At 74.5% G+C, this 18179-nt stretch carries 15 protein-coding genes; 5 read left to right on the top strand and 10 right to left on the bottom strand.

All coding sequences use genetic code 11. From position 1 onward, the window contains the following. Positions 1–129 precede the first annotated feature (129 nt). Positions 130–1170 carry an N-acetylglucosamine kinase gene (locus CXH06_RS02645; RefSeq protein WP_232820167.1) on the top strand — a complete coding sequence of 347 codons (1041 nt, stop codon included), beginning with the start codon at positions 130–132 and terminating at the stop codon, positions 1168–1170. 84 nt (positions 1171–1254) lie between these two features. Next, positions 1255–2703 (top strand): NAD(P)/FAD-dependent oxidoreductase, encoded by a 1449-nt coding sequence (locus CXH06_RS02640; RefSeq protein ID WP_114853608.1) that lies wholly within the window; start codon positions 1255–1257, stop codon positions 2701–2703. 6 nt (positions 2704–2709) lie between these two features. On the opposite strand, the gene CXH06_RS02635 is transcribed toward CXH06_RS02640, so the two are convergent. The 6 genes from CXH06_RS02635 to CXH06_RS02610 all read right to left on the bottom strand — a co-directional run bounded on the left by CXH06_RS02635 (position 2710) and on the right by CXH06_RS02610 (position 9213). After that, positions 2710–4524, bottom strand: coding sequence for a cytochrome c oxidase assembly protein (locus CXH06_RS02635; RefSeq protein ID WP_114853607.1), 1815 nt, complete (start codon positions 4522–4524; stop codon positions 2710–2712). Next, a complete protein-coding gene (locus CXH06_RS02630) occupies positions 4521–4931 on the bottom strand; it encodes a CrcB family protein (protein ID WP_114853606.1) in 411 nt (136 codons plus the stop codon). Before CXH06_RS02630 ends, CXH06_RS02635 begins: the two co-directional genes overlap by 4 nt. After that, on the bottom strand, positions 4928–5521 hold the full coding sequence (locus tag CXH06_RS02625; RefSeq protein WP_232820166.1) for a CrcB family protein: 594 nt from the start codon (positions 5519–5521) through the stop codon (positions 4928–4930). Before CXH06_RS02625 ends, CXH06_RS02630 begins: the two co-directional genes overlap by 4 nt. Before the next feature lie 121 nt (positions 5522–5642). Then, complete coding sequence (locus CXH06_RS02620; RefSeq protein ID WP_114853605.1) at positions 5643–7076, bottom strand: dihydrolipoamide acetyltransferase family protein; 1434 nt, start codon at positions 7074–7076, stop codon at positions 5643–5645. Between the two features lie 32 nt (positions 7077–7108). Further along, the gene (locus CXH06_RS02615; RefSeq protein WP_114853604.1) at positions 7109–8101 is read right to left on the bottom strand and encodes an alpha-ketoacid dehydrogenase subunit beta; all 993 of its coding nucleotides are present in this window, start codon (positions 8099–8101) and stop codon (positions 7109–7111) included. Continuing rightward, positions 8098–9213 carry a thiamine pyrophosphate-dependent enzyme gene (locus CXH06_RS02610; RefSeq protein ID WP_114853603.1) on the bottom strand — a complete coding sequence of 372 codons (1116 nt, stop codon included), beginning with the start codon at positions 9211–9213 and terminating at the stop codon, positions 8098–8100. The genes CXH06_RS02615 and CXH06_RS02610 overlap by 4 nt, the downstream gene beginning before the upstream one ends. Before the next feature lie 236 nt (positions 9214–9449). Between CXH06_RS02610 and CXH06_RS02605 the strand changes: the two genes are divergently transcribed. Next, complete coding sequence (locus CXH06_RS02605) at positions 9450–9605, top strand: hypothetical protein (protein WP_157975563.1); 156 nt, start codon at positions 9450–9452, stop codon at positions 9603–9605. 54 nt (positions 9606–9659) lie between these two features. Next, positions 9660–10439, top strand: coding sequence for a CPBP family intramembrane glutamic endopeptidase (locus CXH06_RS02600; RefSeq protein WP_114853601.1), 780 nt, complete (start codon positions 9660–9662; stop codon positions 10437–10439). Between the two features lie 3 nt (positions 10440–10442). On the opposite strand, the gene CXH06_RS02595 is transcribed toward CXH06_RS02600, so the two are convergent. Further along, the gene (locus CXH06_RS02595; protein WP_232820165.1) at positions 10443–11636 is read right to left on the bottom strand and encodes an anhydro-N-acetylmuramic acid kinase; all 1194 of its coding nucleotides are present in this window, start codon (positions 11634–11636) and stop codon (positions 10443–10445) included. Further along, entirely contained in the window at positions 11636–13123 is a 1488-nt protein-coding gene (locus CXH06_RS02590; RefSeq protein ID WP_232820164.1) for a glycoside hydrolase family 3 N-terminal domain-containing protein, read from the bottom strand. Before CXH06_RS02590 ends, CXH06_RS02595 begins: the two co-directional genes overlap by 1 nt. Before the next feature lie 197 nt (positions 13124–13320). Here CXH06_RS02590 and CXH06_RS02585 point away from each other — a divergent pair, with 197 nt between their 5' ends. Then, positions 13321–15066, top strand: a complete 1746-nt coding sequence (locus CXH06_RS02585) for a PHP domain-containing protein (RefSeq protein WP_114853599.1) — start codon at positions 13321–13323, stop codon at positions 15064–15066. Positions 15067–15165: 99 nt separating this feature from the next. Here CXH06_RS02585 and CXH06_RS02580 read toward each other — a convergent pair whose 3' ends face one another. Continuing rightward, on the bottom strand, positions 15166–16437 hold the full coding sequence (locus tag CXH06_RS02580) for a Gfo/Idh/MocA family protein (RefSeq protein WP_114853598.1): 1272 nt from the start codon (positions 16435–16437) through the stop codon (positions 15166–15168). 198 nt (positions 16438–16635) lie between these two features. Continuing rightward, positions 16636–17964, bottom strand: a complete 1329-nt coding sequence (locus CXH06_RS02575) for a nitrate/nitrite transporter (RefSeq protein WP_114853597.1) — start codon at positions 17962–17964, stop codon at positions 16636–16638. Positions 17965–18179: the final 215 nt, after the last annotated feature.

The following is an 18179-nucleotide window of genomic DNA, read 5'->3' as shown; positions in this document are numbered from 1 at the left end:
GGGGGCCCGGCGCTCCGCGGGCCCGCGTCCCGGCGCAGGCGCCGGCGACGATCGCAGCTCCCATGATCGCACCTCCTGCGCCGTGCGCACCTCCTACGATGGAGCCCTGCTCACTCGAGGGGGATGGTCATGGGCACATCGATGCCTGCTGCCGGCGGCGGGTCCGCAGGCGCCGACGGCCGCGACGGCGCCGAGGCGCTCGTGCTCGCGGGGGACATCGGGGCGACCCGCTCCCGGCTGGCCCTCGCCCCGCTCGACGGCCCCGTGATCGCCGAGGCGGAGGGGCCGGGGGCGAACCTCCGCTCCTCCGGCCCGGACGCCCTGGAGACCCTCGTCGAGACGGTGCGCGAGGTGCGTTTCCGCGGTCGGCGGGCGCAGGGTCGCGAGGTCGACGCCCCGATCCACGCCGTTGCCCTGGGCGTCTCCGGCGCCGGCCCCGCCCGGGCCGCCGAGATCCGGCGGGCCGTCGCCGAGCACCTGGCCCGCCTGGGCATCGACCCCGCCCGCGTCCTGGTCACCGACGACCTGCGCACGGCCTTCCTCGCCGGCGGGGTGGGCGATGACGCCCTGCTGCTGCTCGCGGGCACCGGCGCGGTCGCGGTGCGCTTCCACGACCGCGAACCGATCGCGCGCCGCGACGGGATGGGCTGGCTGCTGGGTGACATCGGCTCCGCCGTGTGGCTGGGCCGGCGGACGCTCGAGGCGGTCGCCGCGGACATCGACGGCCGCGGCCCGCGCACCCAGCTGACGGAGGCGGTGGGCGAGCTGCTCGATCTCGATCTGCGCGAGGGACTGCGCCCGCCCTCCCCCACCGGCGATCTGCGCCAGGACCTCATCCGCGCTCTCGACGAGCACCTGCCCGCCGGGGCGCCGGCCGCCCTGGGGCGCTTCTCGCGCCTGCCCGGCCGCGCCGCCGAGGACCCCGTCGCCCGGGAGATCCTCACCACCGTCGTCGAGCACGTCCTCGACTCCGCCCGCGCCCTGGATCCGGACGCGGGACTGCCGGTGGTGCTGGCCGGCTCCGTGCTCGCCTCCCCCGGTCCCCTGCACGACGAGGTGGTCGCGGGGCTGCGGGCCGAGGACCGCTCGGTCCGCACCGTCGAGGGCGGTCTGCCCGGGGCGATGCTGCTGGCCCGCGAGCTGGCGACCCGCGGCCGGGTCGCCGACTAGGATGGCCACCGTCCGCCCGCCGCTGAGCAGGGTGTCCGGGGCCGTCCCGGGCATCGCGCCGCCCCACTCGGAAGGCCCTCCTCGATGACCGACCCTCACGTCCAGATCCCCACCCGCGAGAAGGTGCTGATCATCGGCGCCGGACCGGCTGGTCTCGCGGCCGCCGCGGCCCTGAAGGCGCTCGAGGTCCCCTTCGACATGGTGGACCGCGCCCGGCACGTGGGCGGGATCTGGGACCCGGAGCGCGAGGACACCCCGGTGTGGCCCGCGATGGACATGGTCTCCTCGCGCGAGTTCACGCAGTTCGAGGACATGCTGCAGCCGGTCTCCTTCCCCGAGTACCTCTCCCCCGGGCAGATGGCGAAGTACCTCCGGGCCTACGCCGCCCACCACGGCCTCACCGACCACTTCCGACCCCGCCTCGCGGTCCGCTCCGCGCGCCCCTTCGAGGAGGGCGTCTGGCAGGTCGAGTTCAGCTCCGGGCACATCGCCGTCTACCGCGCGGTGATCTCCGCGCACGGCATCTCCGAGCGTCCGCACCGTCCTGACTGGGCGGCCGAGCTCCCCTCCTCCGTGCGGGTCCTCCACGCCAAGGACTGGACCGGGCCCGACGGGCTCGAGGGGCAGCGGGTGCTGGTGGTCGGCTCCGGGCAGTCCGCCGCGGACATCTCGGTCGACGCCGCCCGGCGCGCCCTCGAGGTGCGCTGGTCGATGCGGACGGGTCACTGGGTGGTGCCGCGCCGCATCGCCGGGGTCCCCGGGGACGTGGCCGCCTCCCGCGAGCCCTCGGCCCTGGGCGGCCTGAACGCGCGGATCGCCGAGACCGTCGTGGCCCGCGCCGTCGGCCGCCCCCAGGACGCGGGGCTCCCGCGCCCCGCCGCCGGGCTGCTCGAGGACTCCGTGATCGTCTCCGACGACGTCCTGGACCGGGTGCGGGAGGGTCGCATCACCCCGGCCGGCGAGGTCACCGGGGTGGGCCCCGACGGCGGCATCACCCACCTCGGCACCGGGCACCACGCCGGGCACCTGCGCTACGTCCCCGATCTCATCGTGTTCGCCACCGGGTACGAGTCCGGGGCGGACCACCTCCCGCAGGACGTCGTCCCGCGCACCGCCGCCGGGGATCTCGATCTGTTCCTGGGCGCCTTCGCCCGGGGCCGGGACGACCTGGTGATCCTCGGCCAGCAGCGGGTCTCCGGCGGCGCGCTGCCGCTGCTGGTCCAGCAGGCGGACATCGCCGCGTACCTGCTCGCGGCCACGCGGGAGCAGAGCGCCGGGGCGCCGTCGTCCGCGGCGCTCGAGGAGTTCCGACGGCTGCGCGCCGGCTCCGAGTCCGCGGTCCCGACCCCGGCGGGCTCCTCCCGCGGCGGGCTGCGGGGACGGCTGAGCGATGCGCTGGGCGCGCGCCCGTCCGCCGGGCGGGCGATCGCACCGGCGGCCGGCGCGGGCGAGGGTCTGGTGCCCGCCGTGGACCGCGGCACCCAGCTGGCCCGGCTGCGCGCGGTGCGCGCGCTCTTCGACGACGCCGCCTGAGCCGGGTCAGCGGCGGCGGGCCGGACCCGTCCCGCCGCGCGCACCACGGCGCCGGGCGACGAAGCCGGCCCCGAGCAGGCTCACCGCGGTGAGCGCCACCACCACCAGCACGGCCGCGCCGGCCCGATGCTGGTCGGCGAGGGCATCGGCCCACCAGGTGCGCCCGGTGGCCCCGAACCAGCTGGCCGCCAGCAGGGTGTCGCTCAGCAGCAGCACGGTCCCGGCGCCGATCCCCACCAGCAGCGGGGCGGCGAGGACCGTCAGACGCCGGCCGAGGGACAGCTCGGGATCCGCCGCTCGCACCGCGAGCGCGGTGAGCGCCCCGGCGGCCAGTGCCAGCATCTGCAGGGCGAGGTGCGCGGCATGGCCCTCCAGGGCGAGACGCAGGAAGGGCCCCGCGTAGGCGCCGACCATCACCAGCGGGCCGGCCGCGGCCACGAGGGCCGCGAGCCACCAGCGGCCCCGCAGCACCGCCCGCAGCCCGGAGGGCACCGCGGCGACGGCTCCGAGCAGCACTCCGGTGGGGACCAGCAGCAGCACGTGCTGCAGCACGTGCGCGGAGACGAGCACCTTGCCGTAGACGTTCAGGGGGCCGCTGGTCAGCCAGATCAGGAGGACCGTGGCGGCCACCAGGGCGCCGCTCGCGCCGCGGGAGCGCCGCGGGGCGCTCGGACGCCACCACACCAGCACCAGCACGCAGGCCAGGGCCATCGCGAAGGGCGCCGGACGCCAGGCGGTGACCAGCGTGGTGAGATCCGGCGCCGGCGGCAGCGGGTAGCCGGTGAGCAGCCCGGCGGCGCCCGCGGGCGGGGTCCCGGCGTCCGCCGGCGGCGGGGAGGAGCTCATGGCGGCGGCCAGGGCGACCGCGAGTCCCATCAGCGCGAGCTCGAGGATCGCCAGGCGCCGGTAGGTGGCCAGGGCGCGCCGGCCGTCCGCGTCCTGCCCGAAGCCGGTGGCGACCTGTCGCCGCTGCAGCGCTCCCAGCACCGCCAGCAGGATCAGCAGCAGCGCCTTGGCCAGACCGATCTGCACGTAGGCGCTGGTGAGGAGATCGGCCGGGCCGTTCATCCGGACGGCGAGGGCCCAGATCCCGCTGAGCGCCAGGGCCACCCAGCACACGAGCGCCAGATGCGAGTAGCCGCGCACCACGCGGGCATCGTCCCGGCTGCGCGCGGGGAGCAGCTGCAGGACCGCCAGGCCGCCCAGCCACACCCCCACCGCGAGCAGGTGCACGAGCATCGTGGAGGTGCCCACCTCATGGGTCTCGTCCCCCGCGGCGTGCCCGGTCATCGCGCTCGCGAAGGCCACCAGGGAGGCGAGCACCGCGACGCTCCGGGCGATGCCCACCGAGGTCCCGAGCACCGCGACGGTGGTCATCGCCGCGGCGATCAGCAGGCCCGTCAGGAGCCAGATGCCGAGGTCGGTGGCGAAGAAGACGCTGAGATCGGAGCCGAAGCGCGGTGAGGCGACGGCCTGCCCGGTCGCGAGCGCGTAGGAGAAGGCCAGCGAGAGTCCGCGCGCGACGGTGGTGACGCCGGCGGCCACCCCCACCGCGGTCAGCACCCGGGTCCGGTCCCGCTCGTCGTGCAGCAGCCAGCCGGCGACCACCGCGCCGCCCAGGGCGAGCGCGGCCCCGAGGTCCGCCACCAGCGCGGCCACGGGAGCGCCGCGGCGGGCGAGCGGCCCGGCGTCGAGCAGCACGGCGTTGTCGCCGCCGGCGACATGGGCTGCCAGGACGGCCACCATCGCGAGCGCGGCGAGCGCGGCGAGCAGCGCCAGGACGAGAACGGGGCGCACCCGGGGGCGGGTCGGGGCGCTCACGTGACGATCACCAGTCCCATCCAGAGCGAGGCCATCCCCACCCCGATGCTCAGCAGCAGGTAGGCGAGCGAGATGGCGTAGGAGCCGCCGCGGACCATGTCCACCACGTCCAGCGCGGCGGTCGAGAGCGTGGACAGACCGCCGCAGAAGCCGGCGGCGAGCGTCAGGTACAGCAGCTCCCCGGTCCCGGTCGCGGAGCCCAGCCGGCCCACCACCGCTCCCAGCACGAAGCAGGCCAGGATGTTGGCGACGAAGGTCATCCAGTGCCGTGCCCGCCCGTCGGCTCCGCCCGGACGTCCCGCCGCGCGGCGCACCCCGGCCTCCCGCAGCGCCCAGCGGGCGACGGAGCCGAGCCCTCCGCCGATCCCGACCAGGACGATGGCGAGCACGAACCCCCCGGCGCTCATGAGTCTCCTCCCGCCGCCGGCATGTTGCGGGACCCGTCGTCGCGCCGCGCCGACATCCGGCGGGCGATGCCGCGCGCGCCGAGCATCCCCACCACCACGGCGACCAGGCACAGCACGATGGTCAGCACCGCGTAGGACAGGGCGATGATCGGGAAGTCCGCGCCGATCATCGCGGAGCCCTCGAGGACCACGCTGGACATCGTGGTGAAGCCCCCGCACAGACCCACCCCCAGCAGCGGAGGCATCCAGGGCCGGCCGGGCCGGACCTCGAGCACCCCCGTCAGGGCGCCGAGACCCAGACAGCCCAGCGCGTTGACGGTGAGCGTCGCCCAGGGCACCTCGACCAGGGTGGGGGTGGTGACGGCCGGGACGAGGGTCGCGAGGCCGAAGCGCAGCATGGCGCCGAGCATGCCGCCGACCCCGACCAGCAGGGCGGTCCTCGCCGGGGAGAGGACGGGGCGGACGGGGCCCGAGCCGAACAGGTCGGAGGCCGCGACGTCCTCGAACTGCAGCGCGGCCATCTCGACCGTCTGCATCCGCGGGTCGTCACGGCGCGGGCTGCGCGGCGCGGGATCGGGGCTCGAGGTCACCGCCACAGCGTACCGACGCGTCGCTCCGCCAGTCTGCGAGCACGCACAGCGGGGGCGAAAGGCCACACTCGCGGTGCCGCGCGCGCCCTGCGGGTCAGCCCCTGCGGGCCCGGCTGACCCCTCAGCCCCAGACCAGCCCCAGTGCCGGGTCCTCGAGCACCGCGGAGACGTCGCGCAGCAGCTCCGCGCCGAGCGCGCCGTCGATCAGGCGGTGGTCGAAGCTCAGCGAGAGGGTCGCGACCTGGCGCGGGACCACCTGGCCGTCGACCACCCAGGGCTTCTCCTTGATGGCGCCGACGCCCAGGATCGCGGACTCCCCCGGGTTGAGGATCGGGGTGCCGGAGTCGATGTCGAAGACGCCGTAGTTGGTCACCGTGATGGTGCCGTCGCGGGTGTCACGCAGCGTGGTGCGGCCCGCGCGGGCAGTCCTCGCCAGCTCGGAGATCCCCTCGGCGAGCTCGCGCAGCGTCATCAGGTGCGCATCCTTGAGATTGGGCACGATGAGCCCGCGCGGGGTCGCCGCGGCGATGCCGAGGTTGACGTAGTGCTTGTAGACGATCTCCTGCGCGGCCTCGTCCCAGGAGGCGTTGACCTCCGGATTGCGGCGGATCGCCACCAGCAGCGCCTTCGCGATCACGGCCAGGGGGCTGACCTTGACGTCGGCCCACTCCCGCGAGGAGCGCAGATGCGTGACGATCTCGAGCGCGCGGGTCATGTCGATCTCGTTGAAGACGGTCACGTGCGGCGCGGTGAAGGCGGAGGCGACCATCGCCTCGGCGGTGCGCCGGCGCACCGAGCGGATCGGCACCCGCGTGGTGCGCTCGTCGCTGGTGACCCCGGCGAAGGGCTGGTGCCGGGTGGACTTCATCGCGCCGCCCAGGCCCTCCGGGGCCTGCGGCGACTCCTCGGGGAAGTACTCGTGGTCGGGGGCGGCGGGCTCGCCGGACATGGCGCGCTGCTGCGCGGCCAGCACGTCCTCGCGGGTCACCGTGCCCTCGGGGCCGGTGGCGAGCACGTCGTGCAGGGCGACACCGAGGTCCCGGGCGAGCTTGCGCACCGGCGGCTTGGCGAGGATGCGGTCGATCGGCACCTGCCCCTGACCGTCCTGACCCTGCGCGCTGCGCCGACGGCGGCGGCGCTGCGGCGCGGTCGCGGCGCCGTAGCCCACGAGGTTCTTCGGCTCCTCGTCGGCGGTCTCCGCGGCCGACGGGGCGGGCTCTGCGGCGGGCTGCTCGGCCGGCGCGGCGGGCTCCTCCGCCGGGGCGGCCGATGCCGGGGCCGGAGCGCCGGAGGTGTCCACGCGCAGCAGCGGGGCGCCGACCGGCACCTCCTCGCCGACGCTCACGACGATCTCGACGACGGTGCCGGCCACATGGCTGGGCAGCTCGACGGCGCTCTTGGCGGTCTCCACCTCGACCACCGGGTCGTTGATCTCGACCCGGTCGCCGACGGCGACCTTGACCTCGAGGATCTCCGCCTCGGTGAGGCCCTCGCCGGGATCGGTCAGCGCGATCGTCGCGATCGGGTCGGTGCCCTCGGGGGATGCGGCATTCATGGTCGTGATCCTTTCACGCTCAGGCGCGGCCGTCAGTGCTCGAGCAGACGGTCCACGCCGTCGAGCACCCGGTCGAGGTCGGGGAGATAGGCGTGCTCCATGCGCGCCGGCGGGTACGGCAGGTGGTAGCCGCCCACGCGCAGCACGGGCGCCTCGAGGTGGTAGAAGCACTGCTCGGTGACGCGGGCCGCGATCTCGCCGCCGAGGCCGCCCAGCACGGGGGCCTCGTGGACGATGAGCAGGCGCCCGGTGCGGCGGACGGACTCCACGATGGTCGGATAGTCCACCGGCGCCAGGGAGCGGGCGTCGATGACCTCGAGGTCGATGCCGTCGGCCGCGGCCGCCTCCGCGCTCTCGAGCGCGAGCGGCATGCTCGGCCCCCAGGCCAGCAGCGTCGCATCCAGGCCCGGTCGCACCACGGCGGCCTGCCAGGCCGAGAGCTCGGGGCGATGATCGGGGTCGACGTCGCCCTTGACCCAGTAGCGGCGCTTGGGCTCGAGCATGATCACCGGGTCCTCGCACTCGATGGCCTGCCGGGTCATCCAGTACGCGTCCTGGGCGGTCGCGGGGGCCAGGATCCGCAGCCCGGCGGTGTGGGCGAACAGCGCCTCGGGGCTCTCCGAGTGGTGCTCGACCGCCCCGATCCCTCCGCCGTGCGGGATGCGGATCACCATCGGCACCGTGACCAGGCCGCTGGTGCGGTTGTGCATCTTCGCGACCTGGGTGGTGATCTGGTTGTAGGCGGGGTACACGAAGCCGTCGAACTGGATCTCGACCACGGGGCGGTAGCCGCGCAGGGAGAGGCCCACCGCGGTGCCGACGATCCCGGCCTCCGCGAGCGGGGTGTCCACCACCCGCTGGGAGCCGAACTCGGCGTGCAGCCCGTCGGTGACGCGGAAGACGCCGCCCAGCGGGCCGATGTCCTCGCCCATCAGCAGCACCTTGTCGTCGGCGTGCATGGCGTCGCGCAGGGCGGCGGTGATGGCCTTGGCGATCGGGAGGCTGGAGGAGGTGGTGGAGCTCATGCGCGCTCTCCCGTCTGCTCGTCGTCCTCGAACTGCGCGATGTAGTCGAGGTAGTCGGCGCGATCCGCCTCGACGATCGGGTGGGGCTCGGCATAGGCGTGGTCGAACATGTGGACCGGGTCGGGGTCCTCCATGCCGTGGATGTGGTGGTGGAGCTGCATGGCGAGGTCGTGGGCCTCCTCGTCGCAGCGGGTCACGAAGCCCTCGTCGATCTCGCCGAGGGCCTCGAGGTGGAGGCGCAGGCGCAGGATCGGATCCTTCGCGGCCCACTCCTCCTCCTCGGCGGCGGGCCGGTAGCGGGAGGCGTCGTCGCTGGTGGTGTGCGCGGCCATGCGGTACGTGAGCGCCTCGATGAACACCGGGCCCTCGCCGGCGCGGGCGGCGTCCAGGGCGGTGCGGACCGCCCCGAGCACGGCGAGCACGTCGTTGCCGTCGACCCGCACCGAGGGGATGCCCCAGCCGCGGGAGCGCTGGGCGAGCGGGACCCGCGACTGCACCTGCGTGGGCACCGAGATCGCCCACTGGTTGTTCTGGGTGTAGAAGACCACCGGGGCCTGGAAGGAGGCGGCGAAGGTGAAGGACTCCGCGACCTCGCCCTCGCTCGAGGCGCCGTCGCCGAACAGGGCGAGCACGGAGGTGTCGGTGCCGGGATCGCCGGTGCCCACCACGCCGTCGCGCTGCAGCCCCATCGCGTAGCCGACCGCGTGGGGGGCCTGGGAGCCGAGCACGATCATGTAGGGGTGGGTGCGCAGGGCGTTGGGGTCCCAGCCGCCGTGGCTGATGCCGCGGAACAGCTCCAGCAGGCGCCACGGCTCGATGCCGCGCGCCCAGGCCACGCCGTGCTCGCGATAGGTGGGGACCAGGTAGTCCTGCTCCCGCGCGGCGTGGCCGGCGCCGATCTGCGCGGCCTCCTGGCCCAGCGCGCTGGCCCACAGCCCCAGCTGCCCCTGGCGCTGCAGGCTGGTGGCCTCGAGGTCCGCGGCGCGGATCATGACCATGTCGCGGTAGTAGCCGCGCAGACGCTCGGGGGTGGCCAGGCCCGCGTCCTCGAGCACGGCGTCGAGCTCGGGGTGCGGGGTACGGGTGCCGTCGGGAGCGAGGAGCTGGATCATCGGCTCCTCGGCCGCGACGTCAGGGATCGTGGAACGGAAGACACTCACGGACGCGAGCGTAACCTACGGTGCCGTAAGGACGAAAGGACCGCAGCTCCCCCGGGCTGTCGCGGTGACCGACCTTCGGACCGGCCCCGACCGGTCGGCCGCCCCCGGAGGACATGTCCGCTCCGACCTTCGTCGACGCGCGCCCCGCCGCGGTTGACCGGCGCGGAGCGCCCGTCGAGCGTGAGGACATGACCTCCTCACCCCGCTCGGACCTGCCCGCTCCCCCGGCACCGCCCCGGACCTCGCCGCCGCCGGTGCGCACCCCGTCCGTCCCCTGGCGCAGCGTCGGGATCTTCTCCGGCCTCGCCCTCGCCGTCCTCGCTCTCTGCGCCGCCCCGTTCTGACTGCTCGACGGCGGCATCGCGCATCCGCTGTTCACCCCGCTGATCGCCGTGGGCATGGCCGGTCCGCTGATCGCGACCGTGGTGGTCGCGAAGCTCGTCGACCGGGTCGCCTGGCGTGACGCCGTGGGACTGCGCTTCCGGGGACGGTGGCACCGCCTCGCGCTCTGGACCCCGCTGGCGGTGCTGCTGATCGTCGCGCTCAACGCCGCCACCGCAGTGCTCATGGTGCTGCGGGGCGTGCCCGGCGACCTCAGCGGCCGGACCTGGGCCGGGATCGTGACGGACCAGTTCGCGGAGGCCGGCGCCGAGATGCCGACCTCCGCGGCGATCGCCCTGGTGCTGCTCAGCACGGCCATCGGGGTGCTGGTGACCGCAGTGCCGGCCTTCGGCGAGGAGGTCGGCTGGCGCGGCTGGCTCTGGCCGCGGCTGAAGCCGCTGGGGTTGCTCGGCGGGGTGATCGTCGGCGGCGTGATCTGGTCGCTGTGGCACCTGCCGGTCACCCTCATCGGCTACAACTATCCCGGCGCGCCCCGCCCGGCGGCGATCGGCATGTTCGTGCTGGCCTGCATCGCCATGAACCTCCTGTTCGGGGCGATCACGGAGCGCGTCGGCGGCAACCCGATCCCGGCCGCCTTCGCCCACGCGACCCTGAACTCGACCCTCGGCCTGGCGCTGGGGATCGTCAGCACCCAGGAGACGCCCGCGGCGATGAACCCCTTCGTGGACACGCCGCTCGGCCTGATCGGCATCGTGCTGATGGCGGCCGCGGGGCTGCTGATCCTGCCCCGGGGCACAGGCGACCGCCCGGCCGCGCTCCCGGACGCCGCGGCATGAGGATCAGGCGCGCCGCAGCACCAGCCGGCGGACGGGACGAGGATCGACCGGCAGCTCCCGCAGCGCGTGGGGCGGCGTGAGCGATCCGAGCACGACGGGACGGTGCGCCCCGGTGTGGGCGGTGCCGTCGCCGCGCTCGAGGGTGCCGGGCAGTCCGTGCGCGCTCAGCCACCCGAGCAGGGCCATGAGCAGCGCCTCCTTCCCGTCGGCCGGGATCCCCAGCGCATCGGCGTCCCGCAGCGGGACCGGAGCGAGGCGGGCGGCGAGCCGCTCGCGCAGCAGCGGATTGCGGATCCCGCCGCCGGAGACGATGACCTCCGCGGCGCCGAGCGGGGCGAGGCCGCGCGCGATGCTCACCGCCGTGAGCTCGACGAGCGTCGCCAGCAGGTCCGGCAGCGCGAGCGCGGCGAGCGCGTCCTCGCCGAGCATCCGGCGCAGGTAGGCGGTGTCGAAGTGCTCGCGGCCGGTGGAGCGGGGCAGGGGCCGGGCGTAGAAGGGATCGCCCAACAAGACCTCGAGCGCCGCGACGTCGACGGCGCCGGAACGGGCGAGCTCGGCGTCGACGTCGCAGGAGGCGCCGGTCGCGGCGTGGACGGCGGCATCGAGCAGGGCGTTGCCGGGGCCCAGGTCCCCGGCGATCACATCCCCGGCGCCGACGAGGGTGACATTGGTGATCCCGCCGATGTTCAGCACCGCGGTCGGGTGGCCGCGATCCCCCAGTAGCAGCTGATCGAGGATCGGGGCCAGCGGAGCGCCCTGGCCGCCCGCGGCGACGTCCGCCGAGCGCAGGTCGTGGAGCACGGGCACGCCGGTGGCGGCGACGAGGCGGGCGGGATCGCCGATCTGGAGGGTGGAGGCCACCACGCCACCGGGGCCGACGTCGTGATGCAGGGTCTGCCCATGGACGGCGAGGAGGTCCGCGCCGCCGTGGCGCGCGAGCACGCGCCCGGCGGCTGCGGCGAAGCCCTCCCCCACCGCGGCGTGCAGACGGTTCCAGGCGGCGACGTCGGCGGGCGCGGGCGGGAGGACGGCGAGCAGCGCAGCGCGGGTCTCCTCCGGCCAGGGCTCCTCGCCGACGTAGAGGAGCTCGGCCTCGAGCACGGTCTCCTCGCGCTCGTCGCGGCGGAGGTCGACCAGCACCACGTCGATCGCGTCGAGACTGGTCCCGGACATCATGCCGAGCACGCGCAGCGACATCAGTCCTCCCCACGCAGCAGGCGATCCACGGCCGCGCGCATCATGGTGCGGCCGGCGCCGTGGGCGAGCACGCGCCGGCGATGCTCCGGCGCGGCGTCGGGCACCCCGGTGTGGATCACGATCGCGTCGGGCCGGCGTGCCAGGAGCTCCGCGAGCCGCCGGGCCTCCTCCTCATCGCTGCGGGGCAGGCGCGTGATCGCGAGGACCTGGCCCCCGGAGCCCACCTGGTCGGGGTAGTACGGGACGTCGGCGCTGATCCCCCGCTCGCGCAGCGCCCAGACCAGCTGCTGGGAGCGTGCTCCGGAGGCGTGCTGGGCGCGGTGGCGCAGGTCGAGGACCATGGCGGGCCGCAGATCCAGGCGGGCGTCGCGGACGCGGACGGCGCGCGCTGCGGCCTCGGCGCCCAGGCGCTGGGCCCGGGTCAGCGCGGTCTCGATGCTCACGGAGGGGACGGCGCGCCGACGGGTGCGCAGCGTGCGCAGCTGGGAACGGGTGCCCTCGGCGCGCCGGTGCAGGACCTCCCGAGGGATCCGCCCGGCGCGAACCGCGCCCACCAGGGCATCGTGCGCCTCGCGCAGCATCTGCCGGTCCTCGCGCCGGGCCGAGCTGCCCAGGCACAGCAGGTCGGCGCCGGATTCCACGGCCCGGACCACGGCCTCGCCGAAGCCCGGGTCCTCGGCGACGGCGGCCATGTCGAGGGCATCGGTGATGACCAGGCCGTGGAAGGTGCCGCCCATGGTGCGCTCCAGCAGCGGACGGGACCAGGACGAGATCGAGGCGGGGCCCTCGCCGAGCGCCGGGACCAGCACGTGCGCGGTCATCACCGCGTCCAGCCAGGGCACGATCCGGAAGGGCGCCAGGTGCTCCTCCTCGATCTCGCGCCGGTCCAGGTCGATCAGCGGCAGGGCGGTGTGGGAATCGGTCGCGGTCGCGCCGTGGCCGGGGAAGTGCTTCGCGCAGGTGCCGAGCCCGGCGTCGATGAGTCCGCCCGCGAAGGCGCGGGCGTGGGCGGCGACCCGGTCGGGATCGTCGCCGAAGGCGCGGGTGCCGATCACGGGGTTCGCCGGGTCGGTGGAGACGTCGAGCACCGGGGCGAGGTCGAGGTCCAGGTCGCAGGCCGCCAGCAGATCGCCCAGCGCGCGGCCCGCGTCCCGGGTGAGCTCGGGATCGTCCGCCTCGCCGAGCGCCCAGGCGGTGGGGAGGTCGGAGCCGGTGTCGCTCTGGAGGCGGGTAACGTCCCCGCCCTCCTCGTCGATCGCCACGGCGCAGTCCTCGGCGCGGGCGTGGATCGCGCGGGCCAGGCGGGCCGCGGTGTGCGGATCCGGGGTGTTCTGGCCGAAGAGGATGACCGAGGCGAGCCCGGCGTCGAGCGCCTCGCCCAGCCACTGGGGCAGCTCGGTGCCGGTCACCGGCGCCATGAGGACGCCGAGAGCATCGGCATCCCACGCCGGGGACGGACTCGAGGAGGGGGTCGGTGAGGGGGTCATGCTCATCCCTTCTCGGCGGGGCGGTGGGGCGCACCGGGCGCTGCCGGTGCGTCTGCTCACAGTGTCACGCATCTGACAGCCGCGTTCCCAGCGCGCGGGTGCGCTCCGTTCACCGCGGCGTCATGATCCGGATTCCTGCCGGACGTGCGCCGTCCCTAGGGTCCTCCGGTCACCCTCCCCCGACCTCGGAGAACCCCATGAGCTCAGCCCGCCGTCCCTGCGCCTCCGGCCCCGCCCCCACCGCCCGGAGGATCGCCCTCGCCGATGCGGAGCTGGCCTCCCTGGGGTTCTCGCGCCGCGGGATGCTGCGTGCGGGGGCCCTCGCCGCGCTGGGAGCGGGCGCCGGTGCCGCGGCCCTGACCGCCGGGGGCCCGGCCGCGACCGCGTCGCCGTCGCGGACCGTGCGCCCCAAGCACCTCACCTGGCTGGTGGGCGATCACCACGTGCACACCGTGTTCTCGCACGATGCGAAGTACCGCATCCAGGACCAGCTCGATGCGGCCCAGCGCTTCGGCGTGGACTGGCTGGCCTTCACCGAGCACGCGAACTTCGCCCATGCCGACCAGGGCCTGTGGGACTCGGGTGCGCTGCTCGACGAGGAGCGCACCCGCCGCGACCTGCTGATCTTCCAGGGCCTGGAGTGGTACATCCCCGCGGCCGAGCACGGCAGCGTGATCATGGCGCCCGGGAAGGACAGCCGCGACATCCTGCGCGCCTTCGAGCTGACCTTCGACGGCAAGCTCAACGGCTGGGAGAAGCCGTCCGGCCCGGCCCAGCAGGCCGACTGGGAGGCCAAGGCCGCCGCGGCGATCGCCTGGCTGGGTCAGCAGAAGCGCGAGGGGCGCATCGACGACGCCCTGGTGCTCGCCAACCACCCCATGCGCCTGGGCATCGACTCCCCGCACGAGATGCGCCTGTGGCGCGACGCGGATCCCGAGATCATGGTCGGGATGGAGGGCGCTCCCGGCGCCCAGGGCTCCGGCGTCAGCACCTTCGCCCGCGCCGGGGACCAGCGCGGCGAGTACACCAACGCCCCGCGGCCGGACTCCTTCGCCGGCTATCCGCTCGAGGCGTACCGACCCTGGGGCGGCTTCGACTGGATGACCGCGACCGTCGGCGGCGTCTGGGACTCGATGCTCTGCGAGGGACTCCCCTTCTGGATCACCGCGAACTCCGACCATCACCTGCAGGTGCGCGACACGCGACGGATCGGTGACTACCCGGACGAGGAGCCCTACACCTCGCTCGAGAACGAGTTCGACAAGTGGGCGGTGCGCGGCCGCCGCCCGGACCCCGTCGAGGCCGGCGAGCAGCAGAACGGCTCCGACTACTGGCCCGGCGAGTTCGCGCGCATCCACACCGGCGCCACGGACCGCTCCTACGGTGCGGTGATGGAGGCGATCCGCGGCGGGCGGATGTGGATCGACCACGGGCATCTGCTGGACGGCTTCGAGGTCTCCGTCCAGGGTCTCTCCACCGGCGGCGGCCGGGACCGGGTGACCGGCCCGGAGGTCACCCTGGGTGGCCGCCTGACCGTCCGGCGGGGCCAGGACGTGCAGGTCACTCTGCGCATCACCACGAGCGACACGGAGAACTCCGCCGGGATCCTCCCCCACCTCGACCACGTCGACCTGATCTCCGGGCCGGTCACCGGACCGGTCGCTGATCCCGACGAGCTCCGCGCCCCGGCGAGCCGGGTGGTGCGGCAGATCGACACCGCCGGCCGACGCGGCACCTACACCCTCACCCACGTGTTCGAGGATGTGCAGGGACCGTTCTACGTGCGCTTCCGCGGCTCCGACGGCAACCGCCTGGGCGCCGGCTACCACGGCGCCGAGGTGGACCCAGCCGGGCCGCAGCTCCACGGCGAGGAGCTGGGCGACGCCGACCCCTGGGCCGACACCTGGTTCTACGCCAACCCGGTGTTCGTCGACGTGCGCTGAGCCTCCCGCGCAGACGGCGGCCGGGCTCGGGAGGGATCTCCCGGGCCCGGCCGTTCGGCGTGGCCGGGCCCGCGTCCCGGGCCGGGCCACGCGCTCAGGTCACCGGCCGAGCAGCGCCTCGAGCGCGGCGCGGTCCAGGGTCTCCTGGCCCGCGTCGAGGTCCTGGACCGGCAGCGGGCAGTCGCCGAGGTCGCGGATCTCGAGCCGCTCGCCGCGCTGGTTCATGGACTGGTGGGCGATGACGCCGGGCAGGGTGTAGCGCGCGGCCTGCCAGGCGTTGACCGCCGGCTGCATGCCGTCCACCACCGCGCGGGCGAAGTCGTCCACCAGGAAGTGGTGGGCGCCCTCGTGCCCGTTGGGCATGCCCTGGAACTCCCGGGGCAGGCGAGCCTGGTGGTGGGCGCGGGCGGCGCCGGCCACGAAGGCATCGCGCAGGGTCTCCGAGACGTCGGCCAGGCGCGGATCGTCCAGGCTCATGGTGGCCTCGGTGGCGATCAGGTCGGTCACCTCGAGCACGGTCTGCTTGTCGTGCCAGTAGGTGACGTCGATGGTCTCCTCGAAGCTGGACTCCTCGCCGAAGAAGCGGAAGCGGCTCTCGCGCTTGTGGCTGGGGTAGCCCACGCGGCGCAGCTCGTTGGTGCGGAAGGCGCCGCCGTTGTCCATCTCGAACAGGGCGAAGGCGTTGGAGACGTCGTTGGAGAACATCGAGACGTCCTTGTCGAACACGCCGTCGCCGCGGGTGTCGGGCCGGCCCAGCGCGGAGACGGAGACCGCGTGCCGCTCCCCCAGCACGCCCAGGATGCCGCCGATCGAGTGGGTGGGGTACAGCAGCGGCGGGTAGGAGGCGGTGGACTTCCAGGCCTCGCCGCCGGAGTACTTGTAGGCGTCGTAGAAGCCGAGGTCCATGTCGTGGACGTAGTCGCCCTCGGCATAGAACACCTCGCCGAAGATCCCGCTGCGGTGCAGGCGGCGGGCCAGCACCACGGCCGCGTTGTACTGGCTGGTCTCGCCCATCATGTAGACGAGGCCGGTGCGCTGCACCTCCTCGGTGATCTGCCGGATCTCCTCCTCCTCGATGGCCATGGGCACCGCGGAGTAGACGTGCTTGCCCGCGCGCAGGGCAGCCAGGGCGTGCTCGCCGTGGGTCCAGCGCTGGGTGAAGATGGCGACGGCGTCGACGTCGGAGGCGAGCAGCTCCTCGAAGGTGTCGAAGCGTCCGGCGAAGTGCACGCCGCGAGCCTCGACCGCGTCGATGCGCTCGGGGACGGAGTCCACGGCGTAGATCCCGTCGATCTCGGGGTGCGCGGCGAAGAGCTCTGCGAAATGGGAACCGAACTGACCGATCCCGACGATGCCCAGCGTGAACGACATACTTCCTCCTTGAAATTAAGTGTCGTGAGGAACGCTACGTCACCGCGCCCGGCCGCGGCAAGCGGCGCGCGATGGTGGGCGGGGGCCGGCCGCTGATGTCAGATGTGCCGCTCGGAGCGCGCCGAGCGGCACATCTGACATCGGTGCGCGCCGCGAGCCCGTGGGGGTGCCGCGGCACCCGCACCGGCCCGGTCGGCCTCAGAGCCGGCGCCAGCGGCCGTTGCGCCACACGTCGCGCCACGGCGGGACCACCAGACCGGTCGCGGCCAGGCGACGGCGCAGGCTGCGGCGCGTGACCAGCATGCCGACGGTCCCGGCCAGCAGCATCGGGATCTGCACGGCGAAGGCGAGGCGGAAGGCCTCGAGGTCGTAGTTCCCGTCGGGGCGCAGCGCATCGAGGATCACGCCGATCAGCAGGATCGCGATGAGCCCGCCGGAGAAACCGCCCATGATCACCACGCCGGTGGCGGTGCCCAGCCGGTGGCGGGCCATGCCGGTGCGCGGGAAGTCGAAGCCGACGCTGCTGGCGGGCCCGCCGATCGAGAAGCCGGAGACCAGGATCAGCAGAAGCCAGATCGGCGCGGGCCCGGGCCACAGCACCACGGCCACCAGCGGGACCACGATGGTGGCGAGGATCAGCAGCACCAGCGTGGAGCGGCGCAGCGGGTGGCGCTGGGTGAGCGTGCCGATCACGGGGCCGGCCACGATGGAGACCACCACCAGCACGGTCATGACCGCGGAGGCGGCCGGTCGGCTGAGGCCCTCGCCGGCGGTGAGATACGGGTAGCCCCACATCATCGAGAAGGCGATGCCCGTGAACCCGGCGGTGAAGTGCGTGAAGAAGCCCAGCTGGGTGGCGGGGTGCCGGACGATGCGGCCCAGCACCAGCGGGATCCGCCGCAGATCCTGCCGGACGCGGGGCCGCGGGATCCCCGGCGGCGTGGCCCGCACCACGAGCAGTGCCAGCAGCGCGGCGCAGGCACTGACCCCGGCGGCGGTGGAGAAGGCGGTGGTCCAGCCCGCCACGGTGAGCACCGCGACGAAGGGGACGGCGGAGGCGATCTGCCCCACCTGCCCGAGGATGCCGGTGAGCTGGGTGAGCACCGGGACGCGCGCGGCCGGGAACCAGGCCGGCACCAGGCGCACGGCGCTCGAGAAGGTCAGGGCGTCGCCGGCGCCCACCACGATCCGGGCGACGATCGCGACGGAGACGACATCGGTCTGCGCGATCAGCAGCTGGCCCGCCATCATCAGCAGCGCACCGCAGGTCAGGGTGACCCGCGAGCCGTAGCGGTCCAGCAGGATCCCGGCGGGGACCTGGGCCAGCGCGTACACCAGCAGCTGGAGCACCACGAAGGTCGAGACGATGGTGGCGGAGGTGCCGAAGCGCTCGGTCGCCTCGAGGCCGGAGACGCCCATCGTGGTGCGCTGCAGCACGGCCACCGAGTAGGCGAGCACTGCGGCGATCCAGACGATGTAGGCGCGCGATCCTCCGAGGGCCCTGGTGTCGTCGGCGCGGGCGCCCATGCTCATCCTTCTTCCCTGCTCCAGCTCGGTTCTCCCGCCCCCGAGGCTACCGCCGCGCGCGCTCTCCCCCGCCCTCGCTCCAGGGAGCGAGAAGCCGGTGACCTGCCGATGTGACGCACTCGGCGCTCCGGACGGGGCTCGGCCCGCCGGGGGGCACCAAGTGCGTCACATCGGCCCGGACCCCGGATATTCGCGTGCTCTTCGCGCCCGGGCGT

The organism is Brachybacterium sp. YJGR34 (assembly GCF_003347015.1).
Classification (GTDB): domain Bacteria; phylum Actinomycetota; class Actinomycetes; order Actinomycetales; family Dermabacteraceae; genus Brachybacterium.
The sequence above is the reverse complement of the archived record's forward strand: the minus strand, read 5'-3'. Positions and strand labels throughout refer to the sequence as shown.